15 protein-coding genes are annotated in these 17,884 nt (G+C 65.7%); all 15 read left to right on the top strand.

All coding sequences use genetic code 11. From position 1 onward, the window contains the following. The first annotated feature begins 31 nt into the window (after positions 1 to 31). The 15 genes from gmd to AC1DIX_RS11045 all read left to right on the top strand — a co-directional run bounded on the left by gmd (position 32) and on the right by AC1DIX_RS11045 (position 17,881). The gene (gene gmd / locus AC1DIX_RS11115) at positions 32 to 1,147 is read left to right on the top strand and encodes a GDP-mannose 4,6-dehydratase (protein WP_442124329.1); all 1,116 of its coding nucleotides are present in this window, start codon (positions 32 to 34) and stop codon (positions 1,145 to 1,147) included. Between the two features lie 3 nt (positions 1,148 to 1,150). Continuing rightward, on the top strand, positions 1,151 to 2,131 hold the full coding sequence (gene fcl / locus AC1DIX_RS11110) for a GDP-L-fucose synthase (protein WP_442124330.1): 981 nt from the start codon (positions 1,151 to 1,153) through the stop codon (positions 2,129 to 2,131). 146 nt (positions 2,132 to 2,277) lie between these two features. Continuing rightward, a complete protein-coding gene (locus tag AC1DIX_RS11105; RefSeq protein WP_442124331.1) occupies positions 2,278 to 3,342 on the top strand; it encodes an EpsD family peptidyl-prolyl cis-trans isomerase in 1,065 nt (354 codons plus the stop codon). A 34-nt stretch (positions 3,343 to 3,376) separates the two neighbouring features. Next, positions 3,377 to 4,165, top strand: a complete 789-nt coding sequence (gene epsE, locus AC1DIX_RS11100) for a polysaccharide export protein EpsE (protein ID WP_442124332.1) — start codon at positions 3,377 to 3,379, stop codon at positions 4,163 to 4,165. Positions 4,166 to 4,222: 57 nt separating this feature from the next. Beyond that, positions 4,223 to 5,629 carry a chain length determinant protein EpsF gene (gene epsF / locus AC1DIX_RS11095; RefSeq protein WP_442124333.1) on the top strand — a complete coding sequence of 469 codons (1,407 nt, stop codon included), beginning with the start codon at positions 4,223 to 4,225 and terminating at the stop codon, positions 5,627 to 5,629. 13 nt (positions 5,630 to 5,642) lie between these two features. Then, the gene (epsG, locus tag AC1DIX_RS11090) at positions 5,643 to 6,512 is read left to right on the top strand and encodes a chain length determinant protein tyrosine kinase EpsG (protein WP_477324271.1); all 870 of its coding nucleotides are present in this window, start codon (positions 5,643 to 5,645) and stop codon (positions 6,510 to 6,512) included. Between the two features lies 1 nt (position 6,513). Continuing rightward, positions 6,514 to 7,419: an exosortase B gene (xrtB, locus tag AC1DIX_RS11085; RefSeq protein WP_477324269.1), complete on the top strand. Its 906-nt coding sequence runs from the start codon at positions 6,514 to 6,516 to the stop codon at positions 7,417 to 7,419. Then, positions 7,416 to 8,108, top strand: coding sequence for an exosortase-associated protein EpsI, B-type (gene epsI, locus AC1DIX_RS11080; protein ID WP_442124336.1), 693 nt, complete (start codon positions 7,416 to 7,418; stop codon positions 8,106 to 8,108). Before xrtB ends, epsI begins: the two co-directional genes overlap by 4 nt. Before the next feature lie 9 nt (positions 8,109 to 8,117). Continuing rightward, a complete protein-coding gene (locus AC1DIX_RS11075) occupies positions 8,118 to 9,587 on the top strand; it encodes an O-antigen ligase family protein (protein WP_477324267.1) in 1,470 nt (489 codons plus the stop codon). A 1-nt stretch (position 9,588) separates the two neighbouring features. Further along, positions 9,589 to 11,106, top strand: coding sequence for an oligosaccharide flippase family protein (locus tag AC1DIX_RS11070; RefSeq protein WP_477324265.1), 1,518 nt, complete (start codon positions 9,589 to 9,591; stop codon positions 11,104 to 11,106). After that, positions 11,103 to 12,314, top strand: coding sequence for a glycosyltransferase family 4 protein (locus tag AC1DIX_RS11065; RefSeq protein WP_477324263.1), 1,212 nt, complete (start codon positions 11,103 to 11,105; stop codon positions 12,312 to 12,314). Before AC1DIX_RS11070 ends, AC1DIX_RS11065 begins: the two co-directional genes overlap by 4 nt. A 2-nt stretch (positions 12,315 to 12,316) precedes the next feature. After that, positions 12,317 to 13,075, top strand: a complete 759-nt coding sequence (locus AC1DIX_RS11060; protein ID WP_477324261.1) for a glycosyltransferase family 2 protein — start codon at positions 12,317 to 12,319, stop codon at positions 13,073 to 13,075. A 317-nt stretch (positions 13,076 to 13,392) separates the two neighbouring features. After that, positions 13,393 to 15,624, top strand: a complete 2,232-nt coding sequence (locus AC1DIX_RS11055; RefSeq protein WP_477324259.1) for a DUF4962 domain-containing protein — start codon at positions 13,393 to 13,395, stop codon at positions 15,622 to 15,624. Between the two features lie 109 nt (positions 15,625 to 15,733). Then, on the top strand, positions 15,734 to 16,588 hold the full coding sequence (locus AC1DIX_RS11050; protein ID WP_477324257.1) for a beta-1,6-N-acetylglucosaminyltransferase: 855 nt from the start codon (positions 15,734 to 15,736) through the stop codon (positions 16,586 to 16,588). Positions 16,589 to 16,633: 45 nt separating this feature from the next. Then, positions 16,634 to 17,881, top strand: a complete 1,248-nt coding sequence (locus tag AC1DIX_RS11045) for a glycosyltransferase (protein ID WP_477324255.1) — start codon at positions 16,634 to 16,636, stop codon at positions 17,879 to 17,881. Positions 17,882 to 17,884 lie beyond the last annotated feature (3 nt).

Below are 17,884 nucleotides of genomic sequence, written 5' to 3'. Positions count from 1 at the left end.
GTGGACTGCTACCTGAAAGGCAAGCAAGAACATGAAAAAAGCGCTGATCACAGGAGTGACCGGACAGGACGGCTCGTACCTCGCCGAACTGCTGCTCTCGAAGGGTTACGAGGTACACGGGATCAAGCGGCGCGCTTCGCTGTTCAATACCGGGCGCATCGACCACATCTACCAGGATCCCCACGTCGAAAACAAGAATTTCTTCCTGCACTACGGCGATCTGTCGGACACCTCGAACCTGAATCGCATCATGTGCGAAGTCAAGCCGGACGAGGTCTACAACCTGGGCGCCATGAGCCATGTGGCGGTGTCCTTCGAGTCGCCGGAATACACGGCCGACGTCGACGGCATCGGCACCCTGCGCCTGCTGGAAGCGATCCGCTTCCTGGGCCTGGAAAAGAAGACCCGCTTCTACCAGGCATCGACCTCCGAGCTTTACGGCCTGGTGCAGGAAACCCCGCAGCGCGAGACCACGCCTTTCTATCCGCGCAGCCCCTACGCGGTCGCCAAGCTGTATGCCTACTGGATCACGGTTAATTACCGCGAAGCCTATGGCATGTATGCCTGCAACGGCATCCTGTTCAACCACGAATCCCCGCGCCGCGGCGAGACCTTCGTCACCCGCAAGATCACGCGCGGCCTCGCCAACATCGCCCAGGGCCTGGAGCAGCAACTCTTCCTCGGCAACCTGGACGCCATGCGCGACTGGGGCCACGCGCGCGACTATGTCGAGATGCAATGGCTGATGCTGCAGCAGGACAAGCCCGAGGACTACGTGATCGCCACCGGCCGCCAGTACTCGGTGCGTACCTTCGTCGAGCTCGCCGCGCGCGAGCTGGGCATGGAAATCGCCTGGCAGGGCGAGGGCGTGAACGAGCGCGGCGTCGTCGCTTCCCTCAGCGGCGACAAGGCGCCGGGGGTGGTGATGGGGCAGCCGATCGTTGCGGTCGATCCCCAATATTTCCGTCCGACGGAGGTCGACACGCTGCTGGGCGATCCGGGCAAGGCGCGCGAACGCCTCGGCTGGGAACCGCGCACCCCTTTCGCGGCGATGGTGCAGGAAATGGTGGCGTCCGATCTGGACACGGCGCGCCGCCACAAACTGCTGGCATCGCATGGTTACAACGTTGCAATTTCAATGGAGTGAACGTTGAATACTCAGCCTCGCATCTACGTCGCCGGCCATAACGGCCTGGTCGGCTCGGCCATCGTGCGCGCCCTGCGCGCGCAAGGCCATACGAATATCATTACCCGCAGCCACCAGGAACTGGAGCTGACGGACCAGGAGCAGGTCCGACAATTCTTCCGTAACGAAGCCATCGACCAGGTCTACCTGGCGGCCGCGAAGGTCGGCGGCATCCACGCCAACAATAGCTACCCGGCGGACTTCATCTACGACAACATGATGGTGCAGGCCAATGTCGTGCACGAAGCCAGGGTCAACGGGGTGCAAAAGCTGCTGTTCCTGGGCTCGTCCTGCATCTACCCGCGCATGGCGCCGCAGCCGATCAAGGAAGAGTACCTGATGAGCGGCACGCTGGAGCCGACCAATGAACCCTACGCCATGGCCAAGATTGCCGGAATCAAGCTGTGCGAGAGCTACAACCGCCAGTACGGCACCGACTACCGCAGCGTGATGCCGACCAATCTCTACGGTCCGGGCGACAACTACCACCCGGAAAACAGCCACGTGATCCCGGCCCTGATGCGGCGCTTCCATGAAGCCAAGCTGGCGAATGCGCCGGAAGTCGTGATCTGGGGCAGCGGCAAGCCGATGCGCGAATTCCTCTATGTCGACGACATGGCGGCCGCCTGCGTCCATGTGATGAACCTCGACCACGACACCTATGCGAAGCTCACCGATCCGATGCATTCGCACATCAACGTCGGCACCGGCGAGGACGTCACCATCGCCGAGCTGGCGCGGCTGGTGGGCGAGGTGGTCGGCTACAAGGGACGCATCGGCTTCGATACCAGCAAGCCGGACGGCACGCCGCGGAAGCTGCTGGACGTCTCGAAGCTCAGGCAGCTCGGCTGGCAGGCCACGACCCCGCTGCCGGAGGGCCTGCGCCGCGCCTATGCCGCTTTCGTTGAGCTGATGGAAGCGCAGGAGAACCGGGCCGCGGCCTGACACGTGAAGCGTACGCAAGGCGAAGGTTGAGTGTTAGCCGACGAACAGAGCCCCAAGCGTGCGGCACCCAGAATGCATCAGTAGCAGACTGAAATGTGAGACATCTTCGTCATAAAAAGAGTTCCCACCAACCCAAGGAAACTAAAGTGAACACACACCACCTGGCGGCCATGAAAACGAGCCATGCCCCCTCCACTCCGAAACGCGTGCTGTGCGCCGCGCTGATCCTCGTTGCGGCAACCTTGAGCGCGTGCGGCGACAAGGCCAAGGAAAAGAAACCGGGACAAGCGCTGGCCAGCGTCAACGGCGAAGAAGTCACGGTGCTGCAGCTGAACGAGGAGCTGCAGCGGGCAGGCGTCTCGGCGGCCCAGCAGGACACCGCCAGCAAGCAATTGCTTCAGGTCCTGATCGACCGCCAGTTGCTGGAGGAGGCAGCGGCCAAGGAAAACCTGGACCGCGATCCCAAGGTCATGCAGGCGATCGACCGCGCCAAGTCGCTGATCATCGCCCAGGCCTATCTGCAGAAGCGGGTCGGCAACGTGACCAAGCCGACGCCGAAAGAGGTCGAGGATTACTTCAATGCCCATCCGGAATTCTTCTCCAACCGCAAGCAGTTCAGCATGAGCGAAATCGTGATCGGTGCCAACGACCTGACGCCGGAAGTACGGGCCGCCGCCGACAGCGCCAAGTCGCTGGAGGAAGTCGCGGTCTGGCTGGATGCCCACAAGCTCAAGTATGGACGCACCCAGGTCACCCGCAGCACCGCCGACGTGCCGCCTGAGCTGTCGTCGAAGCTGCTCGGCATGCCGAAGGGGCAGCTGTTCGTGGTCAAGGAAGGTTCACGTGCGATGTTCATTTCGGTGACCGAAGTCAAGGACGCACCGGTCACGCTGGCGGTTGCCTCGCCGCAGATCGAGCAGTTCCTGGTCAACAAGAAAAACAAGGAGCTGGCTACGGCCGAGCTGCAGCGCCTGCGTGCCGACGCCAAGATCGAGTACCTGAACAAATCGCTGATGCCCGACCCGAAATCGGCGCCGACGCTGCCGGCTGGCGGTGCGCCGACCAGCGCGGTGGCGAGGACCAACGGGGTGCCGGTTGCCGACCAGCAGGGCGGCGTACCGGCCAACGGTGCCGCCGCGACACCGGCGCCGGCGTCGGAAAACAATGCCGACAAGGCAGCGCTCGACCGCGGCGTCGCCGGACTGAAGTGACACGTTCAACATTGATCAAAAAGAGGGAACAAAAATGAAACGACTCGTACACTGGATGATCGCAGCAACCCTGGCATTGGCCGCCGGTTTTACCAGCGCCGCCGAAGTGGTGCTGGGCCCGGGCGATGTGGTCAAGGCAACGGTCTACGGCAGCCCGGACCTGGCCACCGAGACCCGCGTCTCCGAAGCCGGCAGCATGACCTTCCCGCTGCTGGGTGAGGTGCAGGTCGGCGGCCTGACCACGCAGCAGGCCGAGAAGAAGATCGGCGGCCTGCTGGAGAAGGGCGGCTACCTGAAGAAGGCCCAGGTCAACCTGTTGATCACCACCCTGGCCAGCCAGCAGGTGTCGGTGCTGGGCCAGGTCAACCGCCCGGGACGCTATCCGATCGAGGGCAAGCGCAAGGTGCTCGATTTGCTGGCGATCGCCGGCGGCATCAGTCAGGATGGAGGCGACATGGTCAGCCTGGTACGCAACCGTAACGGCAAGACCACCCGCGAAACCATCGACATCGTCGACATGGTGCGCAAGGGTGAACTGGACCGCGACTACGAAGTGGCCGGCGGCGACATCATCTTCGTCGAACGCGCACCGCGCGCCTACATCTCCGGCGAAGTGAACCGTCCGGGTCCGTTCCGCATCGAGCGCGCGATGACCGTGCAGCAGGCCGTCTCGGCCGGCGGCGGCCTGACCCAGCGCGGCACCCAGCGCGGCCTGCGCGTGACCCGCAAGGATGCGAGCGGCGTGGCGCATACGATCGACGTGAAGAACGACGACCTGGTGCAGACCGACGACGTCATCACGGTGCGCGAATCGTGGTTCTGATTTTTGTGTAAGGCAGTCCCGGTTTCCTGTTCCACCCCGTTTTGAAAAAGGTTCATCATGAACGTCCATCAATTCCTGCTGATCTTGCTTGCACGGAAGAAGATCATCCTGACGACCCTGCTGGTCACGGTCGCGCTGGCCCTCGGGTTCAGCCTGATCCAATCCAAGACGTACAAGGCGACAGCATCCGTTCTGTTGAACTACAAGGGGGTGGATCCGCTGACCGGACTGACCATGCCGGGTCAGCTGCTGCCGGGCTATATGGCCACCCAGATCGACATCATCAGCAGCAAGAACGTGGCGCTGCGGGTGGTCGATGCGCTGCACCTGGCCAGCAGCCCGGCCGTGATCCAGCAGTTCAACGAAGCCACCGAAGGCCGTGGCTCGGTGCGCGACTGGTTGGCCGACCTGCTGCTGAAGAAGCTCGAGATCGTGCCCTCGCGCGAATCCTCGGTGGTCGAGATCAGTTTCAAGGGCGCCGACCCGGCCTTCGCGGCGGCGGTCGCCAACGCCTTCGCCGACGAGTACCAGAAGATCACCGTTCAGCTCAAGACCGAGCCGGCCAAGAAAGCCTCGTCGTACTTCAATGAACAGACCAAGCAGCTGCGCGACAACCTCGAAGCCGCCCAGGCCCGCCTCTCCAAATACCAGCAGGAGAAGGGCATCGTCAGTCTCGACAACAACCGCGTCGACGTCGAACTGTCGCGCCTGAACGACCTGTCCGGCCAGCTGGTCCAGGCGCAGACCGCCGCGATGGAAGGCAACTCGCGCCAGGCCGCCGCCGGTTCGGCCCTGACCTCGCCGGACGTCGCCAACAATGCCCTGATCCAGCAGATGCGCGCCAACCTGGCGACCGCCGAAGGCAAGTTCGCCGACACCTCCCAGCGCTACGGCAAGAATCACCCGCAGTACCAGGCCGCCAAGGCCGAGCTGGACAAGGTGCGCGGCGAGCTGAACGCCGCCCTCGGCACCGTCTCCCGCAGCGTCGGCGCGAATGCCCAGGTGCTGCGTGCCCGCGAATCCGAGCTGCGCGAAGCCGTCGCCCAGCAGAAGGCCAAGGTGCTGGAACTGAACCGCGCCCGCGACGAACTCGGCGTGCTGCTGAAGGATCTCGACAGCGCCCAGCGCGCCTTCGACGCCGCTTCGCAGCGCTTCTCGCAGACCCGGATCGAAGCGCAGTCCGAGCAGTCCGACATCTCGCTGCTGAACCCGGCCGTGGCGCCGACCGAGCCGTCCGGCCCGCGCGTGCTGCTGAACACCCTGATCGGCATCCTGGCCGGCACCGTGCTGGGCGTCGGCCTGGCCCTGCTGCTGGAACTGCTGAACCGCCCGGTGCGCTCGCCCAGCGACGTCAAGGACATGCTGGGCATCCCGGTGCTCGGCACCATCGAATGGAAACCGGCGCGCGGCCGTCTCGGCGGTATCCGCTCCCTGGCACCGCGCCGCCTGCTGCGCCTGAACTGATCGAGGACAGACCATGAATTCTCCGATGCTATCCGCCGTCCACGCCGACCACGCCGCCGAAATGAGCATGGGCGCCCTCCTGCTCGATTCGGGCAAGCTCAATCCGGAAGACGCCGAACGCGTGCTGCGCATGCAGAAGGAAACCGGAATCCGCTTCGGCGAAGCGGCCGTGCGCCTGGGCCTGGTGAGCGAGGACGACATCCAGCAGGTGCTGGCGCGCCAGTTCTCCTATCCCTATCTGCAGAAAGGGCAGGCCGGGCTGTCGCCCAAGCTGATCGCCGCTTATGAACCGTTCTCGCCGCAGGTCGAGTCGCTGCGTGCGATCCGCAGCCAGCTGATGCTGCGCTGGTTCGCACGCGGACGGCGCGCCCTGGCCATCGTCGGCGTCGACCAGGACGACGGCGCCGCGCTGTTCGCGGCCAACCTGGCGATCGTGTTCTCCCAGCTCGGCGAGCAAACCCTGCTGGTGGACGCCAACCTGCGCGCCCCGCGCCAGCAGGATACGTTCGCGATCAAGCCGCGCGCCGGCCTGTCCGACCTGCTGGCCGGACGCGCCGACCTCGACGTCATCGCACGGGTGCCGGCCTTCGTCGACCTGTCGGTGATGCCGGCCGGGACGCTGCCGCCGAACCCACAGGAACTGCTGGCGCGCGAGGGCTTCCGCAACCTCAACACCATGCTCGAGAGCCGCTACGACGTGGTGCTGTACGACGTGCCGCCCTTCCATGTCGGGGTCGACGCGATCGCGGTCGCCAGCCGTGCCGGCGGCGCGCTGCTGGTCACGCGCAAGAACTACACCCGTATTTCGCACATCGGCCGCACCGCCGAACATCTGGTCGACGCCGGCTGCGAGATCCTCGGTTCGGTGGTGATGGAGTTCTGAAATGAACACGCTGGCCATTCGCTCGATGCGCTCTTTCCGTGCCGCGCTGCCCGAATGGTGGCCGGTACTGCTCGGCCTGGCCGTGCTGTTCGTCCCGACTTTCTACGACCTGTTCACCGGGGCCTGGGTCGGCGAAGAGCAGGGCCATGGCCCGATCATCTTCGGCCTGGCCTTGTGGCTGATCTACCGCAAGTGGCCGGAGATGCTGGAAGCGACCACGCCGCCGCGCGCCAGCTGGACCGGCTGGCCCATCCTGGCGATCGGCCTGCTGACCCACATGCTGGGGCGCTCGCAGAAGATCCTGATGCTCGAAGTGCTGTCGATCATCCTGGTGATGATGTCGGTGCTCTTGATCAAGCGCGGCGGGCGCTCCATGCGCGTGCTGTGGTTCCCGTTCTTCTTCATGATCTTCATGGTGCCGCTGCCCAGCGAATTCGTGGCGGCGGTGACGATGCCGATGAAGATGGCGGTCTCCTGGGGCACCGAGCACATCCTGTTCGCCTTCGGTTACCCGATCAGCCGCTCCGGCGTGATCCTGCAGATCGGCCAGTACCAGTTGCTGGTGGCCGATGCCTGCGCCGGCCTGCAGACCCTGCTCACGCTGGAGGCGCTGGGCCTGTTCTACCTGAACCTGATGCGCCACCCCTCGGCCTTCCGCAACGTCGGCCTGGCCCTGTTCATCATCCCGATCTCGTTCTCGGCCAACGTGATCCGCGTGATCGTGTTGACCCTGATCACCTATTACTACGGCGACGCGGCGGGGCAGGGCTTCCTGCACGGCTTTGCCGGCATGGTGCTGTTCGTGACCGCGCTGGTGCTGATCCTGTCGATCGACTCGGCCCTGCAGTGGACCATCCGCCGCAGGGAGGCGAAGAACGCGCCGCTGCGCAGCAGGGAGGCCGCATGAACCGCAAATTTGCCGCCAGCGTGATCCTGGGCGTGGCGATGGCCGGCACCTCGGCCCTGACCGGCGCCCTGACGCCGACCCAGAAGGTGGCCGACGCCCGCGCCAACTTCAATCTCGACACGATGATCCCGAAGAGCTTCGCCGGTTGGACCATCGACAACAGCGTGGTGCCGCTGACACCCGATCCGAACCAGAAGGAACTGATCGCCGCGCTCTACGACCAGACCCTGTCGCGCACCTATATCAACGCCCAGGGACAGCGCGTGATGCTGTCGATTGCCTACGGCGGCGACCAGAGCAAGCAGCTGCAATTGCACCTGCCCGAGGTCTGCTACGTGGCGCAAGGCTTCGACATGCTCAAGGACCGCCGCGACGAGCTGGCGACCGGCTTCGGCAAGTTGCCGGTCAAGCGCCTGGTGGCGCGCCAGAACGCGCGCAACGAGCCGATCACCTACTGGGTCACGATCGGCGACAAGGCCGTGATGTCGGGCCTCGACCAGAAGCTGCAGCGCTTCATGTACGGCCTGTCGGGCCGCATCCCGGACGGCATGCTGGTGCGCGTCTCGACCATCGAGGCCGACGAGGGCAATGCCTACAAGGTCCAGGACCGCTTCGTCAACCAGATGCTCGGTGCGCTCGACCCGCAGGCGCGCAGCCGCCTGCTGGGCGCGGCCACCAACCACGGATAGCGGTCTTCGATGCAGAACTTCATCCTCTACGTCTACACCTCGCTGCCTTTCATCATCGTCGCACTGCTGTGCCTGCTGGCGGTGGTCGGTGCCGGCATCGGGATGGTGCGGCCGCGCTGGCTGGCGTATGCCTACATGCTGGTGTTCTTCTGCATGAACTCGACCACCTACGGCTCGCTGTCGACCGCGGGCTCGCCCGGCATCTACACCCGCGGTTCCGGCGTGCTGCTGTTCCCGCTGCTGTTCTGGATGATGTTCGCGTTCTGGTGCTGCGCCCGCGTGTCGGCCAACTTCCAGCGTTTTCCGACCCCGCCGTGCAACCTGCGGCCCTGGTTCCTCGCCTGGTTCCTGCTGCTCTGCGGCCACGTCGCGGTGGGCCTGTTCATGGACGTCAAGCTGCAGGACATCCTGACGGTGGCCGGCTTCTCCAACATCATCTGGATGGCGCCGCTGGTCTCGCTGCTGCTGCTGTCCTTCGGTACCCGCGACGATGTGGTGGAACTGTCGCGCTTCATCATGCTGGCGGGCCTGGGCCGTGCGCTGTTCGGCCTGGTGCGCTGGGCGATCTTCAAGGGCGACCCGAACAACGTCTATGCCAACATGAACGGCCTGAAGATCAAGCTGACCTTCTTCGACATCAACGACAGCCTGCTGTGCACGATCGCGTTCGCGATCGCCGCCGTCAACCTGTTCCAGATCGTGAAAACCAGGCGCGGCAGTTTCTGGCACCTGGTCGAATGGGCCACCCTGTGCGTGACCGCCATGTGCGTGGTGCTGTCCTACCGCCGCACCGCCTGGATCGGCTTCGTGCTGGCCGGCCTGATCGTCATGATGCGCTTCCCGATGCAGCGCCGCCTCCAGCTGATGGTGCTGGGCACGCCGGTGGTGGGAGTGGGATTGCTGTACGCCGCGTTCAAGCGTCTCGGCCAGACCAAGGGCGCGCATGGCCTGTCCAGCCTGTTCTTCGACATGCAGTCGAAGCGTTTCGGCAGCGAGAGCGAACGGGTGCTGGAGCTGAAGTTCGCGATGGGCGACTTCCTGTCGCATCCGCTCACCGGCATCGGCACCTGGGGCCGCTACACGGGCTACCAGCACATTTCGTGGCAGGCCAATCCGGACGGCGGCCTGTTCCTGCACAGCGGCGTGCTGCACATCGCCCTGAAAGCCGGCCTGCCCGGGCTGGTCCTGCTGGGCGGCACCATCTTCGCCTTCGCCGCCTTCGCGCGCCGCGCGCTGCGGACCGTGTCGCCGGAGGTGCTCGGGGTGGCGACCGCCGGCGCCGCCGGGCTGGCCTTCATGCTGCCCGACCTGCTGGTCGGCACGCCGTTCCCGCAGGTGCGCACGACCCAGATGCTGGCGATCTGCCTGGCCCTGCCTTATGTGGCGATGGCCGTGTGCCGCGAAGCTGCCGTCCAGCCGGTAAGGGAGACGAACAAGCGCGGCCACGTCAACCTGGTGCCGGCGCAAGCCCCGCTTTGAGATGACTCCGAGCCTGGTTCGCAACGCCTTCTCCAACCTGCTCGGCGCCGTCATTCCCGCGCTGGTCGCCCTGGGCACCGTACCGCTGGTGGTCAAGGGCCTGGGCGATGCGAACTACGGCGTGTATTCGCTGGTCACCGCCATCGTCGGCTATTTCGCCGTCATCGACATCAACGTCACCGCCGGCTCGGTCAAGTACATCGCCGAATTCAATGCACGCCAGGACCAGAAGCGCATCGACGAGACCGTGTTCTTCGGCCTGGCCGTCTATTCGCTGCTGGGCCTCCTTGGCGCCATCGGGCTGTACGGCGGCGCCCACTTCTTCGTCACCCGCGTGTTCTCGGTGCCGCCGCAGCTGGTGGGGGAGGCCGCCGCCACCCTGAAGCTGGCGGCGCTCGGCTTCTTCCTCGGCCAGCTGCAGAGCTATCTGCAGAGCATCCCGCAATCGCTGATGCGCTACGACATCGCCGGCCGGATCGAGATGGTGTTCGGCACCGGCGTGCCGCTGCTGACGGTGGCCGTGCTGATGCTGGGCCATGGCCTGTTCGAGGTGATCCTGCTGCGCGTCGTCGCCAGCGCGATCAACTGCGTGGTGCTGTGGCGCTACGTCCGCCGCCTGCTGCCGGAACTCGCCTGGCGCCGGCCGGGCGCCCAGATCCGGCGCGAGCTGCTGGGCTTTTCCGCCTATTCCTTCCTCAGCCGTTTCGCCGGTCTGTCGTATGCCTATGCGGACAAGCTGATCATCGGCGCCCTGGTGGGGGTGACCGGGCTGGCGTATTTCACGGTGGCCTCGACCCTGGCGAACCGCATCCTCAGCCTGACCTTCCGCCTGTCGGGCGTGCTGTTCCCGGCTGCCAGCGCCCTGGCCGCGCGCGGCGAGCTGGAGCGCCTGCGCGCCCTCTACCTGAAGGCCAGCCGCTATGTCGTGTTCATCAACGCCTCGGTGCTGGTGCTGGTGGCCGTGTTCTCCTATCAGATCCTGTATTACTGGATGAACCCGCAGTTCGCGCGCGCCGGCCAGGTGGTGCTGACGGTGATGGCGCTGTCGCAGTTCATCGATTCGCTCACCAGCCTGCCGTCGCTGGTCAACGACGGCATGGGGCATCCGCGTGTCAGCGGCATGTTCGCGCTGGTGCGCGCGGCCTTCGGCCTGGTCGTGGTGTGGTTCGGCGTGGATGGCTGGGGCATCGTCGGCGCCGCCTGGGGCCACCTGATTGCATCCGTGCTGATGACCTGCATCTTCCTGGCGGCGGTACACGGCCGCACCGTGCCGGCGCGGATGAAGGACCTGGTGCGCCATGCCTACCTGCCGAGCGTGTTCGGGGTTGGCCTGGTGGCCGTGCTCGCCGACGCCGGCAATCGCCTGTTCGACGGCGGTCCGCTCGACCTCGTGCTGCTGGTGCTGCTGACGGTGGCGCTGCTGTTCGCCTGGGGCGCGCTTTTCGTGATCGAAAAGGACGACAAGATTCTCGCCTGGTCCAGAGTCAAAGGTTTATTGTCGATGAGGAAAGCAGTTTGAAGATCCTGATGGTATCGGAGGATTTGCCGGGCACCCAGATCGGCGGCCTGGGCAAGCATGTCGTCACCCTGTCCAACGCCCTGCTGGAGCAGGGACATGAAGTCGACATCATGGGACGCAGCGACCGCTTCCATGCCGAGGCTGCTCGCGAGATCGGCTTCCGCGGCCGGCTGCTGCCCGGCTTCGCGTTTGCGCGGCCCGGCTGGAAGGAGTCCCAGCTGGGCTTCTTCAACCCGGTCAAGCGCCCCTGGTTCGCGCGGCGGGTGGCGCGCGCGCTGATGCGCGAGGCCGGCCAGTACGACGTGGTGCACTACCACGGCCACCTGCCGATGGTGGGGCGCTACGTGCCGCCGACGATGAACTTCGTCCAGACCCGGCACGACCAGGGCAGCGAATGCGTGACCCACCTGCGCTTCAAGGAAGGGCATGTGTGCGAGACGCGCGACCGGCGCGACTGCGCCGCCTGTATCCATCCGGCGCCGAATTCGCTGCGCCGGACCGTTTCTGGCTTTGCCGTACAGCGCTACCGTTCCGAAACGGCCGAGTCCTTCGCGCGCCACAAGACGGTGTTCGTGTCCGACTTCCTGCGCCGCGCCTTCCTGCGCTCGGTGCCGGACGCCGACCTGTCGCGCGCTTGCGTGATCCACAACTTCATCCGCTATCCCTTCCTGCGCGAGCTCGCGGCTCAAGCCGGCGAGCTCCGGGCAGGGGAGGTGCTGCTGGTGGGACGCATCGATACCGGCAAGGGCTTCGGCGAATTCCTGGGCCAGGTCGCCGGCTGGCTGCCGCCGCATGCGCGGGTCACCATCGTCGGCGACGGCCCGCTGCGCGAGCAGCTCGAGAGCCGCTACGCCGGTCCGCAGGTGCGCTTCCTCGGCTGGCAGCCCTATGGCGAGGTCATCAAGCTGTCGGCGCGCAGCCACGTGCTGGTGGTGCCGTCGGTGTGCGAGGAAGCCTGCTCCACCACCGTGCTGGAAGCGCTGGCGCTCGGCAAGCAGTGCGTGGCGCTGGCGCGCGGCGGCACGCCGGAGCTGGCCGCCTACCAATATTACGACGGCCAGCTGCAGCTGGCAGAGACCATGCCGCGGCTGGTGGAGCGGCTGGTCGGCATGCTGGGACGTGCGGCAGTGACGGTGCCGCTCCCGGATTCCTTCGCGATGGACGTGTCGCGCGCCATCCCTCAACTACTCGATCTCTACGCCAAATGACCATGACCAGCAAACCCACCTTCTCGATCGTCACCTGCACCTGGAACAGCGCCGCCACCTTGCCCGATACCCTTGCCTCGGTGCAGCGCCAGACCTGCCAGGACTTCGAACACATCTTCGTCGACGGCGGCTCGACCGACGGCACGCTGGAGATGATCGCCGCCTACCCGGGCCGCAAGCGCGTGCTGCGCGACGTCGGCGGCGGCGTCAGCCGCGCCATGAACCAGGGCATCGAAGCGGCCACCGGCGAATACGTGGCCCACCTGCACTCGGACGATTACTACGCCAGCGACGACGTGCTGGAGACGGTTGCCGAGCGCTTCGCCAGGGAAGGGACGGATTGGGTGTTCGGCAACGTGCAGGTGCTCAAGAACGGGGCCCTGGTGCCGCCTTATCCGATGCTGCCGTTCAGCTTCGATTCCTTCGCCGCCGGCCGCGCCTGGGTGCCGCATCCGGCCGTCTTCATCCGCCGCAGCGCCTTCGGCCGGGTCGGCATGTTCGACGAACAGCTGAAGTACGCGATGGACGTCGACCTCTGGCTGCGCCTGGGCCGGGTGGCGCGGCCGTCGACCGTCGACCGCCCGCTGGCGGTGTTCCGCGACCATGCCGGCAGCCTGTCCTCGGCCAACCGGATCAAGGCGCGCCAGGAAGAATTCGCGGTCCGGCGGCGCTACCTGACGCAGGCGCCATTGGCTTTTGGTATCTACTGCCTGCGCTACATGAAACGCATGCGGACCCTGCGCGCGGAAGAGGCGGTTTGACTTGTAGTTTTTAAGGCAAGTTTGCAGAATTGCTCTCGGAGTTTCCAGACTGTCTTTTCAGTTGAAAAACGAGGCTGGTGTTATTGAAAATATTCCTTCTGCAAAGTTGTCCGTACACACGTTGGATTTTCGCGATGGGCGAGAAAAATCTTTGATTTCTAAGGGAATTTTGCCGCAGATCAATTGATGTGCGGTACTATTATTTGGAACCGGACAGCGTTTTTCACTCACAAAAAGCGCGCGTCGCCGAATACGTCTGGCGCCATGCCGACGAGCCATCCCTTGTAAGTCTTAGCTAATATTCTCGGAGCTCCCACATGAAATTTCATCGGAAAGGAATCGTCCTCGCGGTCGCCCTGATGTCGCTGTTCTGCTCGTTCAGCGCGCGTGCCGACTGGGCGCAATCCACCGATCCCCTCGTCGTCCAGCCGGCCCCGGCCAACGGACAGGTCCAGGCCCAGAACCCGCCCGGCTTCGCCTGGGCGCGCTATGCCTCCGGTCCGGCCAGCTACGTGATCGAGATCACGCCGGCCGGCGGCGCACCGGTGACGGCCACCGTCGACCGTAACTGGTATCTACCGACCAAGGCCATGGCGCTCGGCAACTACACCTGGCGCGTGCGCCCGGCGAACTCGTCCGACTGGTCGGCCCCGCGTTCCTTCGCGATCACCAGCAAATCGGCCGTGTTCGAAGTGCCCGACAACGCCACCCTGCGCGCCCGCATCCTGGCCAAGGCTCGCCCGCGCTCGCTGCCGGCGACCACCACGCCTTACTCGACCTGGAATACCGCCAAGAAGGCCGAGCTCGATCCTTACCTGAGCCGCCTCACCAACGAAGTCAAGCTGCAGATGGGTGCGCTGCCCAACCTGAGCGATGCAACGTGGCCGATCACCATCGGCGCCCCGCTGACGGCGCAGATGGCCGCCCAGCAGGTCGACGTGCGCAACAGGATCAACGAAGCCACCCGTCAGATGGAAGCCGCGGCCCTGCTGTGGCGCATCCGCAAGGACCCGATCTACCTGAACGAGGCGATCAAGCGCGGCGACCAGCTCGCCTCCCTGACCCCGACCGGCCCGACCAGCTACGCCAACCAGGACCAGGCCACCCGCCAGATCGCGCTGTCGCTGATCAAGGCCATCGACCTGCTGCCGGGTGACCTCGACGCCACCCGCCGCAACCGCTGGCTGGACGTCGTGCGCGTGCGCACCAACGAGATGTTCAGCAACCTGGCCGGCGACAACGGCCGCCTGGACCAGTTCCCGTTCGACTCGCACGGCAACACCCTGATGATCTTCATGTCGCTGATCTCGAGCCTGTCGCTGGGCGACATCCCGGATGCGCAGAAGTGGTTCGACTTCACCTTCCGCGCCTACGTGAACACGCCGTCGCCGTGGTCCGGTCCGGAAGGCGGCTACGCCAACGGCACCGCCTACGCCGAGTACGCGGCCGGCTACATGGTCGCGCTGTGGGATTCGATCAACCAGGCCACCGGCGTCAACATGTACGCCAAGCCCTGGACCCTCGGCTTCCTCGACTTCGCCATGATGCTGACGCCGCCGGGCTCGAAGGTCCACGCCTTCGGCGACGGTTCCGAGACCAAGCCGGATCCGCGCGTGTTCCACGCCTTCGCCCAGCGCCTGGTCAACCCGCGCGCCAACTGGTACCAATCCAAACTGGGCGGCATCGAAGACGGCATGCAGGTGCTGGAAGCGCCGTACCCGATGCCGATCGCCGGCAACACCGTGTTCGCGGCGCCGTCGAACGAGAACTATTACCCGAGCATCGGCTGGGTCGCGATCCACAGCGATATCGGCAACACCAACCGCAGCTCGTTCTTCTTCAAGTCGAGCCCATACGGTTCCTTCAACCACAGCCACGGCGACCAGAACGGCCTGCTGCTGTCGGTGGCCGGCCAGCCGCTGCTGATCAAGTCGGGCTGGTACGACTGGTACGGCTCGCCGCAGTGGAGCGACTGGTACCACCAGACCAGGTCGCAGAATGCGATCACCTTCGACGGCGGCAAGGGCCAGCTGGTCGACGGCTACCGCGAGCAGCTGCAGCGTAACGGCAAGATCACTGCGTGGGCGGTGAATCCGAACTACGACTACGCCGAAGGCGATGCGACCCCGGCCTACGGCGGCCAGCTGACGATGGCCAAGCGCCAGATCTGGTACTTCAAGGGCCAGGATGCGATGCTGGTGCGCGACAAGCTGTCGGCCGTGGTCCCGCACACCTACGAGTTCAACCTCCACGCCCCGGTGGCGTTCACGGTGGAGAGCCCGTCGAGCGTGAAGATCACGGCGGGCGGCCAGTCGGTCTGCCTGCGCGACCTGAACGGCAACGCCCCGTTCGCGACCTGGACCGGCCCGGCGGCGAAGGCCGGCGTGACCGAAGCGCACGGCGCCTTCTACCTGAAGAACGACGGCAAGTCGGTCGGCGAATTCCTGGTCCTGATGGACGTCGGCTGCAAGCGCCCGACCGTCAAGATCGGCGCCTCCGGCAGCACCCGTACCTTCACCATCGGTACCCAGACCGTGAATCTCAACTGATCCAAGCGTCCGTCGAGTTCCCGAAGCGCCGTGCTACACTCGGCGCGCGGGCCGGAATCCTTCGCAGGCAAGGCGCCGCGAAGGATTTTTTTTTCGCCGGTAGCTCATCATGAAGCAGGTCTTCCTCATCGCCGCCCACAAGGATCCCGCCCAGCTGAACGCGCTGGTCGAACGCCTGCGCGACGAGGACTTCCTGATCTACGTCCACCTCGACGCCAAGGGTGCCATCCAACCCGCCGAAGTCCACCCAGGCGCGCGCCTGGTCGGCCAGCGCGTCGCCGTGCACTGGGGTTGCTTCAGCCAGGTCGAGGCCACCCTCAATTCGCTGGCGCAGATCGTGGCCGAGGTGCCCGAGTTCGACAAGCTGCTGTTCCTCAGCGCCCAGGACTTCCCGCTGCTGTCGAACGCCGCACTGAAGTCGGCGCTGGCGGCATTGCGCGGGCACGAGCTGCTGGACACCGCGCCGATCGGCCGCGGACCGGGACAGTGGGCGGCCGCCTACCGCTACCAGTATTTCTACCGCCCGGACGCGGGGCCGGCGCTGCGCCTGGCCTGCTCGCTGGCGAACCGCGCGATGCGCGCCTGCGGCCTCACGCGGCGCATGCCGAACGGCCTGCAGCCCCATGGCGGCTCGTCATGGTGGGCGCTGTCGCGCGACTGCGTGCGCGAGGTGCTGGCGCGGATCCGCCGCGAGCCCGGCCTCCTGCGTTTCTTCCGCAGCGTGTCCTGCGCCGACGAGCTGTTCTTCCAGACCCTGGTGATGAATTCGCGCTTCAGGGAACGCGTGCTGTCGGAAAATTTCCGCTACGTCCAGTGGCCGCAGCGCGGCGCGCGCAATCCAAAGATCCTCGACGAGCACGACTTCGAGCGCATCGCCGCCTCGAACGCCCATTTCTGCCGCAAGATCGACAGCCGGACCAGCGCCGCGCTGCTGCAACGTCTCGAAGCGCTGCGGGCAGGCTGAATACCGCGCAATCGTGCGTCGGTACGGCTGCGTTAGAATAAATTCATGCCGACCCAGTTATCGATTGCCTGCATCCTTCGCGATCCGCTCCCTCCGACCCGTGCCGATGTGCTGACCCTGTTCGGTACCGAGATGCCGCGCTACGGCGTGCATACCGAGCTGGTGGGGCAGGGCGGGCAGGAAGCCGGCGCGCCCGGATGGCCGGCTGGCGGCATGCACGTGGTGGGGCGTCTTCACTCGCCGCTCGCCAGTGTCTGCTCGCCGCTGTGGGACCTCCTGGGCCTGTGGCGCGCCCTCGGCGGCTTGCGCGGCCTGACGCAGGGTCGGCGCCCGGACTGCCTGCAGGTGCGCGACAAGATCGCCAGCGGCGTGCTGGGCCGCGTGGCGGCCGCGCTGCTGCGCGTGCCCTTCGTCTACTGGATGTCCTTCCCCATCGTCGAAGGCTATGCGGTGCGCCGCGACGACATCGCGCGCCACCAGCGCGGCCCCATCGGCCGCCTCAAATGGGCGGCGCACGCGCTGCGCGCCTGGGCGTCCTGGCATGTCATCTACCGCCTGGTGCTGCCGGGCGCGCGTCACATCTTCGTGCAGAGCGATGCGATGGCCGACTGGCTGGCCAGCAAGGGTTTTCCACGCGAGCGCATGACGGCGGTGCCGATGGGTGTGGACGCCGCCCTGTTCGACCGCGCGACGGTCGAGCCCGTCGCCGATCCGCGCCTGGACGGCCGTCGGGTGGTGCTCTACCTGGGCCGCATCGCGCAGTCGCGCAGGTCCGATTTCCTGCTGGACGTCACCGAAGAACTGCGGCGCGAATGTCCCGAGGTCCTGCTGGTGATCGCCGGCGATGCGCCCTCGAACGACGAGATGGCGTGGATGCGGCGCGAGATCGCCGCGCGCGGGCTCGAACAACACGTGCTGCTGACCGGCTGGCTGCCCCAACGGACGGCGCTCGGCTATGCGGTGCGGGCCGAGGTCGGCCTGGCGCCGATGCCGCGCGGGGTGCTGGGCGACACCATGTCGCCGACCAAGGTGATCGAATACATGGCGCTCGGCATTCCCACCGTCGCCACCGACATTCCCGACCAGCAGCTGGTCCTGGCGCAGAGCGGCGCGGGCCTGTGCGTGCCGATGGAAGCGCAGGCTTTCGCGGCCGCCGTCCGCGAGTTATTGAACAATCCTGAGCAAGCCCGGCGGTTTGCCATGCGTGGCCCAGCGTACGTAAAAGCCCATCGTACCTATGATATTCTCGGCCGAAATGTTGCAAGAACTTATAAAAAGATCCTGATGGAGTAGCCC

This window comes from Massilia sp. 05N420 (assembly GCF_056397205.1).
The sequence above is the reverse complement of the archived record's forward strand: the minus strand, read 5'-3'. Positions and strand labels throughout refer to the sequence as shown.